Annotated in this window: 13 protein-coding genes; 8 read left to right on the top strand and 5 right to left on the bottom strand. The window is 35.4% G+C overall.

What is annotated here, in order from left to right; translation table 11 throughout:
* Positions 1-20: 20 nt before the first annotated feature.
* The 5 genes from tehB to HMPREF0693_RS05930 all read right to left on the bottom strand — a co-directional run bounded on the left by tehB (position 21) and on the right by HMPREF0693_RS05930 (position 4,652).
* On the bottom strand, positions 21-875 hold the full coding sequence (tehB, locus tag HMPREF0693_RS05910; RefSeq protein WP_004244180.1) for an SAM-dependent methyltransferase TehB: 855 nt from the start codon (positions 873-875) through the stop codon (positions 21-23).
* Positions 876-956: 81 nt separating this feature from the next.
* Positions 957-2,126 carry an NAD-binding protein gene (locus HMPREF0693_RS05915; protein ID WP_004244181.1) on the bottom strand — a complete coding sequence of 390 codons (1,170 nt, stop codon included), beginning with the start codon at positions 2,124-2,126 and terminating at the stop codon, positions 957-959.
* Positions 2,127-2,142: 16 nt separating this feature from the next.
* Positions 2,143-3,228, bottom strand: a complete 1,086-nt coding sequence (locus HMPREF0693_RS05920; RefSeq protein WP_004244182.1) for a linear amide C-N hydrolase — start codon at positions 3,226-3,228, stop codon at positions 2,143-2,145.
* 245 nt (positions 3,229-3,473) lie between these two features.
* On the bottom strand, positions 3,474-4,052 hold the full coding sequence (locus tag HMPREF0693_RS05925) for a YceI family protein (protein WP_004248606.1): 579 nt from the start codon (positions 4,050-4,052) through the stop codon (positions 3,474-3,476).
* A 45-nt stretch (positions 4,053-4,097) separates the two neighbouring features.
* Positions 4,098-4,652, bottom strand: coding sequence for a cytochrome b (locus HMPREF0693_RS05930; protein WP_004244184.1), 555 nt, complete (start codon positions 4,650-4,652; stop codon positions 4,098-4,100).
* A 1,076-nt stretch (positions 4,653-5,728) separates the two neighbouring features.
* On the opposite strand from HMPREF0693_RS05930, the gene HMPREF0693_RS05940 reads away from it, so the two are divergent.
* The 8 genes from HMPREF0693_RS05940 (at position 5,729) to HMPREF0693_RS05975 (ending at position 19,510) form a co-directional block, all read left to right on the top strand.
* Positions 5,729-6,553 (top strand): MurR/RpiR family transcriptional regulator, encoded by an 825-nt coding sequence (locus tag HMPREF0693_RS05940; RefSeq protein ID WP_004244186.1) that lies wholly within the window; start codon positions 5,729-5,731, stop codon positions 6,551-6,553.
* 203 nt (positions 6,554-6,756) lie between these two features.
* Positions 6,757-7,512 carry a trimeric autotransporter adhesin AipA gene (gene aipA, locus HMPREF0693_RS05945; protein WP_004248607.1) on the top strand — a complete coding sequence of 252 codons (756 nt, stop codon included), beginning with the start codon at positions 6,757-6,759 and terminating at the stop codon, positions 7,510-7,512.
* A 209-nt stretch (positions 7,513-7,721) separates the two neighbouring features.
* A complete protein-coding gene (locus HMPREF0693_RS05950) occupies positions 7,722-8,210 on the top strand; it encodes a GNAT family N-acetyltransferase (protein WP_004250320.1) in 489 nt (162 codons plus the stop codon).
* A gap of 331 nt (positions 8,211-8,541) precedes the next feature.
* Entirely contained in the window at positions 8,542-10,101 is a 1,560-nt protein-coding gene (locus tag HMPREF0693_RS05955; RefSeq protein ID WP_004244191.1) for a sulfatase-like hydrolase/transferase, read from the top strand.
* 144 nt (positions 10,102-10,245) lie between these two features.
* Positions 10,246-11,130 (top strand): OmpG porin family protein, encoded by an 885-nt coding sequence (locus tag HMPREF0693_RS05960; RefSeq protein ID WP_004244192.1) that lies wholly within the window; start codon positions 10,246-10,248, stop codon positions 11,128-11,130.
* A gap of 37 nt (positions 11,131-11,167) precedes the next feature.
* A complete protein-coding gene (locus tag HMPREF0693_RS05965) occupies positions 11,168-13,333 on the top strand; it encodes an autotransporter family protein (protein WP_004244193.1) in 2,166 nt (721 codons plus the stop codon).
* Between the two features lie 12 nt (positions 13,334-13,345).
* Positions 13,346-16,411 (top strand): chondroitinase family polysaccharide lyase, encoded by a 3,066-nt coding sequence (locus HMPREF0693_RS05970; protein ID WP_004244194.1) that lies wholly within the window; start codon positions 13,346-13,348, stop codon positions 16,409-16,411.
* Between the two features lie 57 nt (positions 16,412-16,468).
* The gene (locus HMPREF0693_RS05975; RefSeq protein WP_004244196.1) at positions 16,469-19,510 is read left to right on the top strand and encodes a chondroitinase family polysaccharide lyase; all 3,042 of its coding nucleotides are present in this window, start codon (positions 16,469-16,471) and stop codon (positions 19,508-19,510) included.
* Positions 19,511-19,578: the final 68 nt, after the last annotated feature.

A 19,578-nucleotide genomic window follows, 5' to 3' on the forward strand; every position in this document is an offset into this window, starting at 1 on the left:
TTTTTCTCACCATCTATTTATTATTTTTTACGCGCAATTAATGTCGCAAAATTAAGTTGAATACGATTACCATTAGCATCAGTTTTATGTAGATGCCCTGGATTTTCATTATATTTAATAATATCCCAGCCTTGGTAATAATCCGCTAACTCACCTTGGCGCAAGAAGGTTTTGAAAGGAACTTCAGCAGATCCACTATTTGCTGTTTCAACAGGACAAACAATGACATTAATCCCCTCTGGATTTGTACACTCCTGCATATTTTTAATAATATCTGCGATACGTTGACGCTGGCAAAACATCAAAACCACAGTAGAAATAATAATATCGTATTTCTCATTTAATGCTGCTTCATTTATATCATATAAGCCGCTTTTGATCGCTAAACCGGTTTTAGCTTTGACGGCTTCAATCGCATCAATATGAGCGGCATTAATATCTAATGCGGTCACATCATAACCTTGTAATGCTAAATAGAAGCTATTACGACCACGCCCTGCGCCTAAATCAAGCACTTTACATGGGGTAGTCAATGTTGCCATATAACGCACTTCCGAATGAGGTAATGACAAATCATTTTCTTTAAAAAATTTATCTTCGGGAGTGCATAAAAAAGAGAGCTGGCAAAGTACATCATCACTCGCTTTATCGATTTTATGCCATTGCTGAGGTTGAATAAGCGGAGGCTGATTTTCGCTATCACACTCTAAGAACACTTGTTCTCCATCATCCTTAAATAGCACAAATGTCATACTCCCTTGTAATATCCGCATTTGCGCATAAGTGCCTTCTTTTGTGTTATGACGCTCTAATAATGCTAAAGGGATCGCTGTTAAGTGCCATTCAGGTAGCGTTTTATACGTAACAAGTTCCATAATTCAACCTCTATTAAGATGCATTTTAAATACATCTTATTGCAATCACTCTCTTAGGTAAAGGGTGATTTTTGACATACATTATTTTAAATATTTATTGATTAATAAATCAGTAACATCAGACGAATTAATAGATTCACCACAAAGGACTTTCATCATAATTTCTTTGCCTAACGAAGCTAAAGACAACAGCATATCTGGACGTAATCGACTTATTTTTTCTCTATTCTCATCTTTATTAATGATAGTGATTAATTTCGCTTGAAGGTCTGGACACTCTTGAATAGTTAATAAAATAAAGGTATTTTCCGCATCACTTTCAGATAACGTCGCCACCCAACTCGCTTGGCGAATATTTGCCGTTTGTAATGTTTTTACATTGGTTGGATCACCTTCAATAATATTGGCTTCTTTATCATACATGGCTTGCTTTTTATCCGAACAAATCGCAATAACCGGTTTACCTTGCTCTCTAAGCCCTTTCTCTAATTGTGCTGCCAACATTGAAGAGCCAATAATAATAAAATGATCATGCATTTTAGCGATCCTTTTCTTCACAATATCGCGAGTACCACGAGCCAAAAATCCCATCACATAAACAATAGAAGTCGTAAAAACAGTGATCCCCAAAATAACCACTGTTAGGGTAAACATTCTCGCATTACTTGAGATAGGAACGATATCGCCAAAACCAAGTGTTGTCATACAGACAATGGAAAAGTAGAAAGCATCCATTAACGTTGTGATATGTGGTTTAAATTCATCACCAATATAGAGGCTGCCTAACATAGAGAAACTCAGTAGCGAAATCGTACAGATAAAAGCAACAAAACCGGCACTGGTTAAGCTATGATGAGGAAAAGCACGCCGGCTGATAACCAATACAATGGCTAATGCTAATGAAGTATAGGCTTGAGTACCAGCTTGGTGATAAACCGCGACATCTAAAAAAACGATCGTCACTAATAATATTAATGAAACGCACCACGCAATCCGCGCCCCCATATACATAAAGAAAGAGAGCAAAATAAGTGCACTCGCTAACATCACTTTAGGAATATCAAGTAATTTCAATATACCTAACGATTTTAGCCAGTCAGCAAAACCGTGTATTTCCCAATCAAGATAAACACCACGAGAAAGTAATATCGAGTAAATAATAAAAAGACTATTCAAGATCAATAAGAAAGACATCATCTTTCTGCTAAAAGACGATGTCTCCATAAAATTAACGACTGCCGATAACTTCATTTTTATCTAATTTCTATTAATTTTGTATTGGTATATTTTCTAACCCTTTAAATTTAAAAGGTTTCGCTGGCTTAAACTGAGAGCTTGCATCTCCTGAATAAATCGTTGACTGCTCTTGGCCTAACGCTAACATCATCACTTTTCCTGTTTCTTTTGAAAAATCAATTTGTTTCAAATCAACCCAAAAAGTATTTGGTGATAATGCAGATTCAAAAAAGTAGAGCTGATTTTTATGATCAGCGACAGTTCTCCAACGAGTCGATGATATTTCTGGAGATTCTACGGTACTTAATCCATAAGGCACCGAAACATTGCGGATCACCCCAAATACACTGGCAAGTGATTTTTTGCTCGATTGCGATTTAGGAATAGCATTAATATAAAAAGAGGCTCTTGCAAAACGATCCGATGCTCTATTAGTACCCGGTAACATTACCGTACCACCAATCTGCTGCCAATAGCTATTTAATGCTAACTGTTCAGAAAATATAGGGGAGTTAGTCATCACTTGATATTTTCGGCTATGGTGGATCACCTGTTTACCATCAATATATTCAATAATTGCGCTATCACCAGAACTGTCAGACAATGATAAATGTAACGTTGCGACTCTATCCTGTCCGGGTACTTTGTCTGTTAAGACAATAAAAGGCTCATCTTTTAAAGCAGTTACCGCCTCTTCAACAGTAGCAAAATTATCTAATACATATTGTGCCCATGCAGAAATAGCCATTGCAGGCTTATCTTTGGAATAACTTGGGTAATCTGATTCAGCAAGCCATAATAAATTAGCCACTAATCCTTTTTCATTAATACCATCAGTAGTAGAAATATCATAACCTGATGCAATCACACTACCATATTTTGATTGCCATTGAACTGAATTATCACCAGCCTCACCAGAACGTTGCATTCCTTGAGGGAATATCCATAAATTAGTACCAATTTCGTATTTCCAGTCCATAGAACGAGCGGTAATTATTTGGTTATTTTCACCTAAATAAACAACTCGGGTACAAGCTTGCGCCGTAGTTATACTACTTAAAAAGGTACCTGAAATAATTAATGTACTTAATAAAGTATGTCGTAATTTTTTTAGCATAATTTTTCACCTTTAAATTATTAGATAAGCTTAATCTTATTTTCCTCATTTTGACCACTTTCTTATCACTTATAAAAAATAAACTCTCTAATAATTAATAACGATTTATCTATCTTACAGAAATTTTCTTAAGTAAGTATAAGACAAGTTACGTATCTTAAGTAAAAAAAAACTGATGCTAAAAGCATCAGTTTTTAATCTATTAGGTGATATCGCAAATTATTGCTTACCAATATTCGCTACGTTTAATTTTTTTTCACACCTTCAACAGAGATGATTAATTCTGCTTCTTGCGATTTTGGTCCTAAATCTGATTTAAAGTTAAACTCTTTCAGATTAACTTTACCTGTTGCTTCAAAACCAGCGCGATACCCTTTCCACGGATCAGTACCTTCACCAATTAATTTTGCATTTAGTGAAATTGGTTTTGTAACGCCATTAAGTGTTAAATCACCCGTCACCGTATAATTTTCACCATCACGAGTCACTTTGGTTGAGACAAACTTAGCTTCAGGATATTTACTGACGTTAAAAAAATCAGCACTACGTAAGTGTTTGTCACGTTCAGCGTGATTAGTATCTAAACTACCCGTTTTAATCACAACATCGACTTTATCTTTTGAAGGATCTTCTTTATCGTAAGTGAAGCTTCCATCAAAATCTTTAAATGTGCCGTATAACCAGCTATAACCTAAGTGTTGGATACGAAATTGCACAAAAGCATGTTGCCCTTGTTTATCAATTTGATAATCAGCCGCTAATGCTGAACTAGCATTAAATAATAATGCACCTGCAGTTAAACTCAATAACGCCTTCTTAAACATTGTTCTCTCCATAATATTGTTATTAACAGGGTAATATAAATTTAATTATTGTGTTTTTATGCCAAGCATACGTTTCAATGTAATATCTTTATCTATAAAGTGATGTTTTAATGCACCCGCGGCATGTAATAGCGATAACACAACAACCGCCCAGGCTAAATAAAGATGTACATCACCGGCTAAATCAGCTTGTTCCCCTTCCCCTGTGAAAACAGCAGGTACTGAGAACCAATCGAATACAGATATTGGCTGACCATCAGCAGTAGAAATTAAATAGCCACTTATAATGATGGCAAATAAAATTAGATATAACAGCATATGAGCCACATGGGCACTAATGCGAGTAAGTCGACTATAGCTGGATAATGCTGTTGGTGGAGGAGAAATCCAACGCCAAATTGCTCGGAAAAGAAGAACAATAAATAGAATTATCCCTATACTTTTATGTATTTCAGGGGCTGAATGATACCAGCTATCGTAATAGCCTAAATTTACCATCCACAATCCTAGGGCAAACATGCCATAGACGGTTAATGCTGTCCCCCAATGTAAAAGAAGCGACAAGTGCCCATAGCGAGTAGATGTATTCCGCCACTGCATAATGATCCTCAATCGATATTTTATTAACAAGCCGTTAACTATATTAGTAGATTAAATATAAAATGTTAGTCTAAAATTCAACAAATTATTTGTTTATCTTTTTCAATAATAATCAATGAGTCATTATCGCTTATTAGTTGCCTTATTGATTAATTTATCAATATAATTATTGATTATAATATATACAAAAAACAGTATATAGGCGATTTATGTAACAGTAAAGTCGAAGGTGTAACAAAAAATTAACTTAATATTATTACTGTATTAATATTGTTACGATAAAAGAAAAGTAGCGAAATGAAATGAGAATAAATAGGCGAGTCAGTTAATTTTAATATCGAAAAAATTTACAAAGCTATATATGATTTACTTAACATCGCCTAAACTCAAGAATTAGAAAAAATGAGTCCAACCACAAAAATTAACAGCGGTAGTGTAAAAAAAACAGATAGCCAGCGCATTTCATGAATAATACCCCAAATAATTCCAATAAAGCTAATAATAAAAATAACTGAAATAAGTTCAGAATAGTGTTCATGAAAATAACACATCAAGAAATAAAACCAAACATCCTCACTATCCATACAACAATCTAAGCCTTCAAAATAATTTAAAATAAAGATAGCAATAAATTACTATTATTATCTAATAAGGCAAGTAACCTATTATAAATATTAGCCATTGCGCACAAAAACACTAATCTATTTTAAATTAGTAATAAACACCAACAAAACAACTTAAAATATGGTAATAAATTAAATTTAAAATGAATTAAAAAACACAATCACAAATAAAAAATAGCCCACCATAAGACTTAAAATAATATAATGGGTTTTACTTTAGACTTGAAATAATTATTTCACCCAAAGTTAAACTCAAAAAAATAGTTTCACATTATGATAATAAACCATCTTACTTTTAACACGAATAGAGATTTTAACATTGAATAATTACCTTTAGGTTATTTATTTAATTAAAATTAACTCATGATTTCATTTTAATAGTTATTAACTAAAAACATTCAATTTGACTTGAAAAAACACTACAATTGTAGCCGTATTTTTATTGAGGGCACTATGTCTACTGCAACAAATCTGAATGAACTACAGGAACAAGTTCGCTCCCGCTATAATGGATTAAGTAAAAGGCTACAGCAGGTTGCACATTATCTTTTGGATAATAAAAACAGTGTAGCATTTGATACAATCGCGATCCTTGCAGATAAAGCAAATGTTCCTCCATCAACATTAATCCGTTTTGCCAATGCATTTCATTTCAAAGGATTTAATGAAATGAAACTTTTATTTCAACGTCATTTAATGGGTGAAATGGATAATGAAAAATTAACCTATAAGCAGCAATACAAAAAGGAACCACCAAACTTAAATGAGCCAGATTATATTCTGCAAGAGTTTGCACAAGCCAATAGCCACGCTTTGCAACAGTTAGCTCATCAAACCCATAAGGATATGTTAAATAAAACTATACAACTACTTGAGTATGCAGAAACTATCTATATAGGTGGTTTTCACCATTCTTTTAGTGCTGCGAGCTATTTTTTTCACGCGCTTTCTCATATCCCTTGTGAAACCGTCTTTGTTAATTGCCTAGGGGGAATGTATAAAGAACAACTTAGGAATATTACACATAGAGATGTGCTGTTTGGCATCCATTTCCACCCTTATTCAGAAGAAATGCAAAAAATGTGTGAGATTGCTGCTTATAAAGAGGCTAAACAAATTATTGTAACAGATAGCCCCATAAGCCCATTAGCAAGTCTAAGTGATGTTTGTTTAACTGTAAAAGAAGCACAAATAAAAATGTTTCGTTCTCAAACCTCAACATTATGTTTACTACAAGCACTTTCAGTTGCATTCGCTTTTAGAAAAAAGAGCCATTAACATATTATTTAAAACTGCATCTTATATAAGGTGCGGTTTTATTAAAAATAGAATAAATAATAATTAATAAAAATAAATTAAATAGCATGCTATATTAAACAAAATTAATTTTAAGAGTGATTTCATTTATTCTAGATTGTGATGAGAAAAAGAATCATTTAGCATTTATTGGCAACTCTGTTATCCATTACAGGACGAATAACATGCTATTAAAAAAAATATTTTTAGTGTCTTTTTTATTCCCTACTCTCTCTTACGCTAATACCTTACCAACATCAAATATAGATAATTCACTAACTCCCAACCATGATAATCTTGCCCGTTTTTCACTCGGTGACAATAGTCAAGCATCCGGCAGCGGTGCCACTGCTATAGGTATCAATAGCCAAGCCACCAATACTCGTTCGGTTGCTATTGGTTATGGTGCATTAGCCAATGAGGAAAATACGGTTTCATTTGGTAATAGTGAAGAGAAACAAACAGCACGACTCACCAATGTCAGTGAAGGTAAAAATAATACTGATGCAGTCAATCTGGCACAAACAAAAGCACTACTTAGTAAAAATAAAAGGTTAACTGATAGCCAAATAAATGTTTTTAGAAATCAAACTAATAATAACTTAAACACCATCAAAAAAACCATTCATGAGTTTGATGATTATTATCGAAGACGCCAAGCATCAATTACCGATGCAATTGAAGCACTTGATAAAAAAGTTATTTCATTAGAAAAAAAAGTCTATGCAGGTATTGCTTCCTCAATTGCCATGAGCAATATTCCTTATCTTACTCATCATACTTTTAGTGGTGGCCTCGGTATTAGTAATTATCGTACTGGCATAGCACTTGCTGGAGGTATCCAATATCAGCCAAATAATGATATAGCATTTCGATTTAACTCATCAATTAATAGTGAACAAGAGCTTATTTTTGGCGGCGGATTAGCTTATGGCTGGTGATCTTATTAATTAACCTCACCTCTTAATAAGAAAGTTTTTTATTATTTAAGCAGTAGTATCCTTATTGCTGCTTAACAATATTTTTCTAAATAAAATAAATGCATAACACTTATTAAAAAGATAAGCTTATCTTCTGTTTTTATTCCCTTTTGTGATAGTGACATTTTTCCTATAATGACATAATTCTCCATGACTAAAAGAGACACAACATGAGTTATCCATTACGAAAAATGACCTTCGCTGATATCAAAGCAGTGACTTCATTACTACAAGAAAACTCACAGTCACAGCAAGGTGGATTATATGGTGATTATCCACACGATAAAGTTGAAGCTATGTACCAAAGTAGTACCAATGCCATAGTCGCAACTGACCAAGAACAGATTATAGCGGTTGTTTTCAGCTTTCCGGTCAGTTCTTTTTCTCTTCCACCTATTGCTCAAGAAATTAATCGACGTTTTCCTAGCCTTACATACAATAATTGGTTTTACGGTCCTGTATGTATTGATAAATCATACCGCGGAAAATCGCTATTAACCGAGCTTTACCAATATATTGGTGCGTTACAAGGTGGTCGCCCGATTGCATTTATTAATAGTGAAAACATCCGCTCGCTAAAAGCACATCAAAAATTAGGTATGAATATTGTTGAAAATTTTCAATTTCAAGGAAAAGCATGGTGGGTAATTAGTGGATAATGAAAACAAATGAAAGAAAAAGTACGCATATGTATTCTTCAATGAGTTACGATATAGAACAGTGATAATGAGTATTATTTATAACAAAAATCAATTTATATATAAAATTAATTAAAAATCAATCAGTTATTAATATTTCATAAATTAACTCATAATTATTAACAATATTTGAATCCGACTTTTCTCTATCAAATTGCTTACAATTTGACACCATTCTGTGATCTCTCCTTCAATTCTAGATCTTTCGTTAACTTACTTTTTGATCTTACATAAAAGTATAAATAAGATAAATACCACCAATTCGAAAGCAAACGTAAAATAGGAGGAAGCAATGACTGTTTCCCGTAGAACTTTTATCAAAGGTCTTGCCGCCAGTGGGGCTGCAATCTCTGTTTCTACACCTGCTCTTGCTACTTCAGGTGACTTTACAGCAAGCAAACGCACTCGACCAGAAAATGCACCTAACTTATTAATTGTTTTTCCTGATGAAATGCGAGCCCATGCTCTACAGTTTATGGGGGAAGATCCATCGATTACACCAAATCTTAATAAATTTGCCAAACAAGCCAAAGTAATGACACAAATGGCATCAAATTACCCTCTATGCTCCCCTTTTCGAGGCATGTTTATGACAGGTCAGTACCCTGTGCGTAATGGTATCACAGGTAATGCCCATGATTACGGTGGAAAAGTAGGTATTGACTTGTCTCCTTACGCAAAATGCTGGTCTGACGTACTTAAATCCTTAGATTATAGCACTGGGTATATTGGCAAATGGCACCTTGATGCTCCCTATGAGCCTTTTATTGAAAGTTACAATAATCCAATGGAAGGTCGTTATTGGAATGAATGGGCTGCTCCAGATAGGCGTCATGGTTTTGATTTTTGGTATTCTTATGGTACTTATGACTTACACTTGAAACCGATGTATTGGGCAAACGATACACCTCGTGATAAACCGATTTATATCGATCAATGGGGGCCTGAACATGAAGCCGATATGGCAATCAAGTTCCTCAAAAATGAAAATAATCAATTTAGAGATAATTCAAAACCATTTGCATTAGTGGTTTCAATGAACCCACCTCACTCTCCTTATGATCAAGTACCGAAAAAATACCTCGATGCTTATCAAGGTAAGACATCAAAAGAGTTAAATACACGCCCTAATGTACAGTGGGACAGTGAATATCAAGAAGGTTATGGGCCTCAATATTTCAAAGAATATATGGCAATGGTCAACGGTGTTGATGAGCAATTTGGTCGCATTGTCGATGAATTAGAAAAACAGGGCCTTGCAGATAATACTCTCGTCGTTTTCTTCTCTGATCATGGCAGTTGCTTAGGATCAAATGGACAAGCAACAAAAAATAATCCGTATGAAGAATCGATGCGTGTCCCTATGATGTTTCGCTTACCGGGTAAAATCAAACCAGGTTTTGATGATGCATTAATGTCAGCACCTGATATTTACCCAACTATTTTAGGGTTACTTGGTTTATCAGAATGGATCCCTGATTCAGTAGAAGGCACAGATCTTGCAGATAGAGTCATCACAGGCAAAGGCGACACAGCAAACTCTCAGCTTTATCTTTTTATTCCTTATGGTGAACCTTCATTCGGTAAACGAGGTGTAAGAACAAAAACTCATACTTTGGTGATAGATAGGCAAGATGGGCAACCATTAAAATATACTTTATATGACAATGTGAACGATCCATATCAAATGAAAAATATTGCCAAAGATAATATGCCTTTAATTGATAAATTAATTAAAGAAGAATTAACCCCTTGGTTAGAAAAAACAGGAGATTCTTGGAGAGCGACTGAGTTTATTACAGCGACAACGAATAAATTAAATAAAAAAATATCAATATGTGAAGAAAAATAATAAAAACATCTGCGCCATAACCTTATGGCGCTATATATAAACCTAATTCGCTAATATAAAAATCCTTTTAATAAAATAAAAGGAAGACGTCCTACATCTAAAAATAGATATAAATAAAAGCGAATAAAGAATTGGATATAGACCATGAACAAACTTCGTATTGTGCTTTTCTTACCTCTTTTTGGCTTAGCTTTAACTTCTTTTCATTCTCACGCAGCAACAGTTAATGCGATGTTCTCGTGGGAATCTGCTGATTATGATACATCGAATAACTATTCTGGTTATCGTGTTGATTTTAATATTAATCCAGACAAATCGAACTGGTATTTTGACGTCGGTTTTCGTCAGCGTGAACATGACAATAAAAATCGTTATCAGCGTTATGATTTACAAGGTAGTTATCGTTTTAAATTAAATAATGGTTGGATACAACCAGGATTAAAAATACGTCAAGATTTAACTAACTATGATAATGGTAGCCGTTTAACTATCGACTTTTATGAATCAAAAACAAATTATCAATTTCCTATTAATAAAGACTGGGTTTTAACCGGTAGTGTTTTGTTTGGATTACAAAAAAAAGAGGACAAACGAAGTAATGGCGTCACTAATACGGATTATTTAGGTTGGGAAATTGAACCCGGTATTCGCTACTTTATCACCCCGAATCTCAATACAACAGTGGCTTATTTTGATGGTGGAAAACAAGCAATAAGACATGAAGAGTATGATACAAAAGAAACAAATCACAACCAGCAATTACGTATGTATGTAAACTGGACGACACCTATCGGTGTTATTATTTCTCCCTCAATGCGTAAGTCTATTTTTGGAAAAATAGAAGACAGAACAAATAAAGGTGAATATATCGATAAAGATATGACTCGTTATACCTTACAAATGGCTTACCAAATATCTCCTCAATGGCGTGTTATGACAGAATATTATAATGAGCGTGTTGAGAATAAAAATAACGGCAGCAAGTCAACTCAAGATTATTTTAAAGTATCGGTAAGAGCAACTTTCTAATAATTAAAACCATATAATAGTCATAAGGTTATATCTCATGAAAAATAAAAATTTGTTATTTTTAAGTGCTGCTGTCCTTTCAGCTATATATGGCTCAGCCGTAGCGGCTGATTGCGATAGTACTTTAACCATTTGTGAAACCGTAAACATTAATAATGGCGATACAGCGCAAATAAATAAAGATGTTAATGTATCACAAGGTGACGGTGTAGTATTTAATGGCTCATCAACAGAATATAAAGCTCAAGCAATTACAAAAAATATTACTGTTACTGGTAATGGAGCAAATGCAATTAAAATAAATCAGGGAGCTACTTTTAGTAGTAATATTAATTTAAATGGCGCTAACGTTACTAGTGAAAATGGTACAGCAATATTAGTTGAAGGTAACTTTCCTAAACGAGGAACAGGTGTTTATATCCGAGATGGCGCTATTATCAGAGGAAAAACCGCAGCGATTGATTTTAGCACTTTAAAAACAGGCTTTAGAAGTGATGTTAATGGCGAGATCCACGGTGATATTTTAGGGAATAATCATGTGGATACCAAAATCAATTTTGCTTATCAGGGAGGAGCACAAAATGCATTATTTGACGGCTATAAAATTACCGGTGTTCCTTTAATTGAAAACCATGGCAATTTAACTATCCAAGGTAAAGATAAAACCATTCAATGGGAAGGTAACTTCATGAATAAGGAAAATAGCCAGCTTATTTTCCGCCTTGATGATAATACCAATACTGATGAAACTATCTTACATGTTACCGGCGATGTCACCTTTAAAAAAGGTAGCCAAGCAAAACTTGATTTTAAAGGCACCAGTGTTGATAACATCATTAATAAAGATATTGTATTAATTGCTTTAGACTCGGCAATTAAAGATGAAGCGGGCATTACAGTGACTGATGCAAATGCCATAGCGCCAGATATTTCACCTTTATTAGAAAAAACAGATTCATGGTTAGAAACGACACCACCAAATATTAGCGGTGGTGTCAGTGGTAATCAATTAATTGCGCGTTATGGTATTAGCTACGAAGGGGGGGATAATTTTATTAGCGCTGCTGAACGTGGCAATGTCACAGAGAATGGATTAGCAGCAGCTAAATTTATTATTCCAACAGTATTAAATGAATTTAATAATACACGTAGCCAGATTTCAGATGAAGCATTAAGTTTATTAGTCGCCGCTGGTAATAATGATAATAATATTGCTGCACTATCAAATGATCTGGCGCCCATTGCTGACGGTAGTGATATTCAAGCAGGATTAATCATGGTTGAAGATATGCGCAACAATATTGCTCATCGCTACTTACGCTATGATAATCAGCTCCCCATTGAAGAAAGAGAAATAGGTTGGAATAGCTGGGCAAATATTCTGTACGGTTATGGTACGCAAAGTCAACAAGGTGGAATTAACGGCTACAATACTTATCGCACTGGTATTCAAATCGGTACTGATTATGAAATAAATCAAGATGCGCTAATTGGCGTTTCTTTAGCATATAACTACGCTAAAGCCGATGCTAAACAACGTAATGCAAGCAAAGAAATTAGCCATTTTGAATTTATGTCTTATGCCGGTTGGTATAGTGATACATTATTCTTAAACGGTAATTTAAATATTGGTTATTACACTGTCGATAGTGAGAGGGATATCGGTGGTAATACGGGATGGCAAGGAAATACCAAAGCAAAAGGTGACTACTCTGGTGTGCAATTAGGCTATCAGATTAACGCTGGCACCTATTTGGATTTTGATTTTATCCATATTAAACCGATGCTAACTTACCAATATCAATGGCTCAATATTGATTCTTGGGAAGAAACAGGCTCTACATTATCTATGCGTACTTATGGCCAACGCTACGCAGTTAATCAATTAGGTGGCTCTGTTGCTTTATGGAATGACTACCAAACCTCTTATGGCAAATTAACCCCTTCTCTTAACCTTCGTTATATCAAAGATATTGCAGGTAATAACGATATTAATCAACGCCACAGCCTTACCTATTTTAATACTGGAGGAAGCACCTTCGATATTAAAGGAAATACCGTTGGTGGTGACATCATTAGTGCTGAATTAGGTGCAAACCTTGATATTACCCAATCGTTAAATTTAGGTACAACAATGGGATATCAGCGTTATGACAAATTCAATGAAGGGCGTATCGGCTTTACTGTTAGCCAGCGTTTCTAAGGAGAAAATATAATGCCGATATTTCGTTTTACTGCGCTTGCAATGACATTGGGGTTATTATCAACCCCCTATCATGTTATTGCTGCCACCAGCAATCCTGCATTTGATCCCAATCATCTTATGCAATCAGAAATCTATCATTTTGCACAAAGTGATCCATTAGCTGATTTTTCATCAGATAAAAATTCAACACTAACTTTATCTGATAAACGTAGCATTATGGGAAACCAATCCCTTTTATGGCAATGGAAAGGTGGTAGTAGTTTTACTTTACATAAAAAGCTTATAGTTCCCACAGATAAAGAAGCCTCTAAAGCATGGGGACGCGCTTCTACACCTGTTTTATCATTTTGGCTTTACAACGAAAAACCTATTGATGGTTATCTCACTGTTGATTTAGGGGAAAAGCTCAATGCCACCAGCGAAGCCCAAGCTGGCTTTAAAGTAAAACTAAATTTCACTGGCTGGCGTGCTATTGGTATCTCTTTAAATAACGATCTTGAAAATCGCGAGATGACTTTAAATGCAACAAATACATCATCCGATGGTACTCAAGATAGTATTGGTCGCTCTTTAGGTGCAAATGTCGACAGCATTCGTTTTAAAGCCCCTTCTAATATCAGTCAGGGTGAAATCTATATCGACCGTATTATGTTTTCTATTGATGACGCCCGTTATCAATGGTCTGATTATCAAATAAAAACACGATTATCAGAGCCGGAAATTGAATTTCACACTGTACAACCTCAATTACCTGTAACACCAGAAAATTTAGCTGCGATAGATCTTATTCGCCAACGTCTTATCAATGAATTTGTTGGTGGTGAAAAAGAGACGAATCTTGCTTTAGAAGAGAATATCAGCAAGCTAAAAACGGATTTTGAGGCACTGAATATTCGCCCTCTTTCGGATGGAGGAATGCAAGGTCGACATCTTATCACCGATAAACAAACTATCATCTATCAGCCAGAACAGCTTAATTCTCAAGACAAGCAACTTTTTGATAATTACGTCATTCTTGGTAACTACACCACATTAATGTTTAATATTAGCCGTGCTTATGTGCTCGAAAAAGATCCAACACAAAAAGAACAGCTAAAACAGATGTACCTCTTGATGACCAAGCATCTATTAGATCAAGGATTTGTCAAAGGTAGTGCCCTAGTAACCACTCACCACTGGGGATATAGTTCACGTTGGTGGTATATCTCTACATTATTAATGGCTGATGCACTAAAAGAAGCTAATCTACAGACAGAAGTCTATGATTCTCTACTTTGGTATTCACGAGAATTTAAAAGTAGTTTTGATATGAAAGTTGGCGCAAATAGCTCTGATTTAGACTATTTTAATACCTTATCTCGTCAACATTTAGCGCTATTATTACTTGAACCCGATGATCAAAAACGTATTAACTTAGTCAATTCTTTTAATCATTATATCACTGGTGCCTTAACTCAAGTACCACCGGGGAGTAAAGACGGTTTGCGTCCTGATGGTACGGCATGGCGACATGAAGGTAATTATCCCGGCTACTCTTTCCCAGCATTTAAAAATGCCTCACAGCTGATTTATTTATTACGAGAAACACCTTTTGCTGTAGGTGAAAGTGGCTGGAATAACCTAAAAAAGGCAATGATTTCAGCATGGATCTATAGTAATCCTGAAGTTGGCTTACCTTTAGCGGGAAGACACCCCTTTAACTCACCTTCCCTACAATCTATAGCACAAGGTTACTATTGGCTCGCGATGTCTGCCCAACCAGCGCCAGATAAACAGTTAGCATCTATTTATTTAGCAATTAGTGGTAAATCGCGAAATGAATCTCCCACTATTTTTGGTGAAGAGATAACGCCAGCGTCCCTTCCTCAAGGGTTCTATGCCTTTAACGGTGGTGCCTTTGGTATTCACCGTTGGCAAGACAAAATGGTGACATTAAAAGCCTATAATACCAATGTATGGTCATCTGAAATTTACAATAAAGATAACCGTTATGGCCGTTATCAAAGTCATGGTGTTGCTCAAATCGTTCGCAATGGCTCTCAACTTTCACAAGGCTATCAGCAAGAAGGCTGGGATTGGAATAGAATGCCTGGCGCCACAACCATTCATCTTCCGCTTAAAGAACTTGATAGCCCTAACCCACACACCTTGATGCAACGAGGTGAGCGAGGATTTAGCGGCACATCAGCCCTTGAAGGAAAATATGGCATGATGGCGTTTGATCTTCTTTATCCCGCTAATCTTGCGCGTTTTGATGCTAACTTTACCGCTAAAAAAACCGTCTTAGCGGCGGATAACCATTTAATTTTTGTCGGTAGCAATATTAATAGCAGCGATAAAGATCACCCTGTGGAAACAACGTTATTCCAACATGCTATTACGCCTGAGTTAAACACTATTTGGATTAATGGCCAAAAAATAGAAGGTTTTCCTTATCAAACTACGCTAAAACAAGGAGATTGGATAATCGATAGTAATGGTAACGGTTATTTAATTACTCAAGCAGAAAAAGTGAATGTCAGCCGCCAACACCAGACTTCGGCTGAAAATAAAAATCGTCAACCCACGCAAGGAAATTTTAGCTCCGCATGGATCGACCACGGTATTCAACCCAAAGATCATAGTTATGAGTACATGGTTTTCTTAGATGCAACACCGGAAAAAATGGCGCAATTAGCCGAGAAATTCCGTGCTAACAATGGGTTATACCAAGTTATTCGTAAAGATAAAGATGTACATATTATTTACGATAAACTCAGTCAAATAACAGGTTATGCATTTTATCAACCAGCAGTCATTGACGATAAATGGATCAAAAAAGTCGATAAGCCGTCCATTGTTATGACACATCAGGAAGGAAATATACTGACGGTGAGTGCTGTAACACCTGATTTAAATATGACTCGCCAAAAAGCGGCAACCCCCGTCACCATTAATGTGACAGTGAAAGGGAAATGGCAACCCACAGCTCAAGACAGTGAGGTAAAATATAACGTTTCTGGGGATAATACCGAACTTATTTTCACCAGTTACTTTGGCATTCCACAAGAAATTAAACTCTCTCCTCTCTCTTGATTAAACCTTTAAAGGAGCGCATTCGCGTTCCTTTTTTATTTTGCAGGAAATCTGATTATGCTAATAAAAAATTCTTTAGCTTATGCGATTACACTAAGTTTCTGCTTATCCTTACCCGCACAAGCATTACCTTCTCTTTCTCATGAACCTTTTGGCGATCTTTATCTTTTTGAAGATGAAATGCCAAATACCTTGAGCACCTCAAATGACCATCAGCTATCACTAAGTAAAGAGCATGCTAAAGATGGCGTACAGTCACTCAAATGGCAGTATCAACCCCAATCAACATTAACACTTAATAATGAAGTTAATTATCAAGATGATAAAAATACAGCAACACCACTCACTTTTATGATGTGGATTTACAATGAAAAACCACAGTCAACGCCCCTTACATTACAATTTAAACAAAATAATCAAGTAGCATTAAGTTTTAAAACGGAACTGAATTTCACAGGTTGGCGAGGTATTGCAGTTCCTTTTCGTGATATGAAAGGCTCAGCAACAGGCAAATTAGATAAATTAGTCATTACTGCACCAGATCAAGCAGGTACGCTTTTTTTTGATCAAATAATTATGAGCGTACCTTTAGATAATCGTTGGCCTATTCCTGACTATCAAATTCCATATGTTAATAATGCAGTAAATACAATGGTGAGTAAAAATTGGAGTGCATTATTGATGTACGATCAAATGTTCACAGCGCATTATCCTACATTAAATTTTGCGACTGAGTTTCGTGATGATCAGCCTGAAGTGGCATCTATTTATCAACGTTTTGAATACTATCAAGGTGTCAGTCGTGATAAAAAAATCACCGCTGAAATGATCGACAAAAATTTAGCATTATGGAAAAAATTAGCCTTAGAACAACATGCTGATGGCTCAATAACCGCAAAAGCCCTTGATCATCCTAATCGCCAGAATTTTATCAAAGTCGAGGGGGTCTTTAGTGAAGAAACCCAAAAAGCATTACTTGATGCCAACATGCTAAGAGATGTAGGCAAAACGCTTCTTCAAACAGCGATTTACTTGCGTAGTCACTCCTTATCAGCAATCGATAGAAAAAAATTAGAAACGCTCTATTTATTAGGCACTCGTTACGTTCTTGAACAAGGTTTCACACGGGGGAGTGGTTACCAAATTATTACTCACGTAGGTTATCAAACAAGAGAGCTTTTTGATGCATGGTTTATTGGTCGCCATATTCTAGCAAAACATAATCTGTTAGCACCGACACAACAAGCCATGATGTGGTATAACGCAACAGGGCGCATATTTGAAAAAGATAATGAAATCGTTGATGCAAATGTCGATATTCTCAATACCCAATTACAGTGGATGATAAAAAGTTTATTGATGTTGCCAGATTATCAACAGCGCCAACAAGCCTTAGCACAATTGCAAAGTTGGCTAAACAAAACCATTCTTAGTTCTAAAGGTGTCGCTGGTGGCTTTAAATCTGATGGCTCTATTTTTCACCATTCACAACATTATCCAGCTTATGCCAAAGATGCATTTGGTGGCTTAGCGCCTAGTGTTTATGCCTTAACTCATTCCCCTTTTCGTCTTTCATCACCAGCACATGCACGCTTAAAAGATGTATTATTAAAAATGCGTATCTATACCAAAGAAACACAAATTCCTCTGGTATTAAGTGGCAGACATCCTACGGGGTTACATAAAATAAGTATTGATCCCTTCAAATGGATGGCTCTTGCAGGTACGCCCGATGGTAAACAAGAGCTAGATACTACATTAGCAGCCGCTTATGCAAAATTAGCAAACAAAGATAGCTTTGAAGGTATTAAAGCAGAAAATGAACCGGTAGGTGCATGGGCAATGAATTATGCTTCAATGGCAATCCAGCGTAGAGCATCAATAACAGCGCCACAGCAAAGCTGGCTTGCTATCGCTCGTGGTTTTAGTCGTTATTTAGTGGGTAATGAAAGTTATGAGAATAACAACCGTTATGGTCGTTACTTGCAATATGGGCAACTTGAAATTATTCCTGCGGATTTAACTAAATCTGGTTTTAGTCATGCAGGTTGGGATTGGAATCGATATCCAGGAACGACTACGATCCACCTTCCTTATGATGAACTAGAAGCAAAACTAAGCCAATTGCCAAGTGCAGGCATAGAAGAAATGTTGCTTTCAACACAACGTTATTCTGGTGCCAATACACTAAATAATAACAGTATGTTTGCCATGAAATTACATGGTCACAGTAAATATCAACAACAAAGTCTAAGAGCGAATAAATCCTATTTCTTATTTGATAATAGAGTGATCGCATTAGGCTCTGGTATTGAAAATAATGATAAACAACATACAACAGAAACGACACTGTTCCAGTTTGCTGTTCCTAAGTTACAATCAATTATAATTAATGGTAAAAAAGTGAACCAACTCGGTACTCAATTAACCTTAAATAATGCCGATACATTAATTGATCCGGCGGGTAACTTGTATAAATTAGCTAAAGGGCAAACGGTAGAATTTAGTTATCAAAAACAATACTCTGTTGATGACAGAAATTCACAGCAAACAGAACAATTGTTTGCAACAGCCGTTATCTCTCACGGTAAAGCCCCTAAAAATGCAAATTATGAATATGCAATAGCCATAGAAGCACAAGATAATAAAGCGCCTGAATACACCGTATTGCAGCATAATAATCAACTTCATGCAGTAAAAGATAAAATCACGCAAGAAGAGGGATATGCTTTTTTTAATGCCACCGAAGTCAATTCATCTCAAGCTTTATTATTATCAAGTGATTCCCCCACTATGGTAATGGTAAAAAAACAAAAACAACAATTAACGCTAAGTATTGTTAATCCTGATTTAAATTTATATCAGGGTATTGAAGCTGACCAAATTGATAATAAGGGTAACCAGGTTGAAGTGAGTGTTTATTCTCGCCAATGGCTTACAGCCGATCCTCAACCAATAAGTAGTACAGTTACTGTAAAAGGGATTTGGAAATTAGCCACACCACAATTAGGTGTTAATATTAGATATCAAAATAATAATACGCTAATTACAACAACGACTATACAAGCAATACCAATAACAGTTTATTTAATTAAGTAAAAGTCGTAAATTTTAAATTAAAGAGTCTCGATATAAAACATCGAGACTCTTTTTATTTATAAATCAAT

The organism is Proteus mirabilis ATCC 29906, from assembly GCF_000160755.1.
Classification (GTDB): domain Bacteria; phylum Pseudomonadota; class Gammaproteobacteria; order Enterobacterales; family Enterobacteriaceae; genus Proteus; species Proteus mirabilis.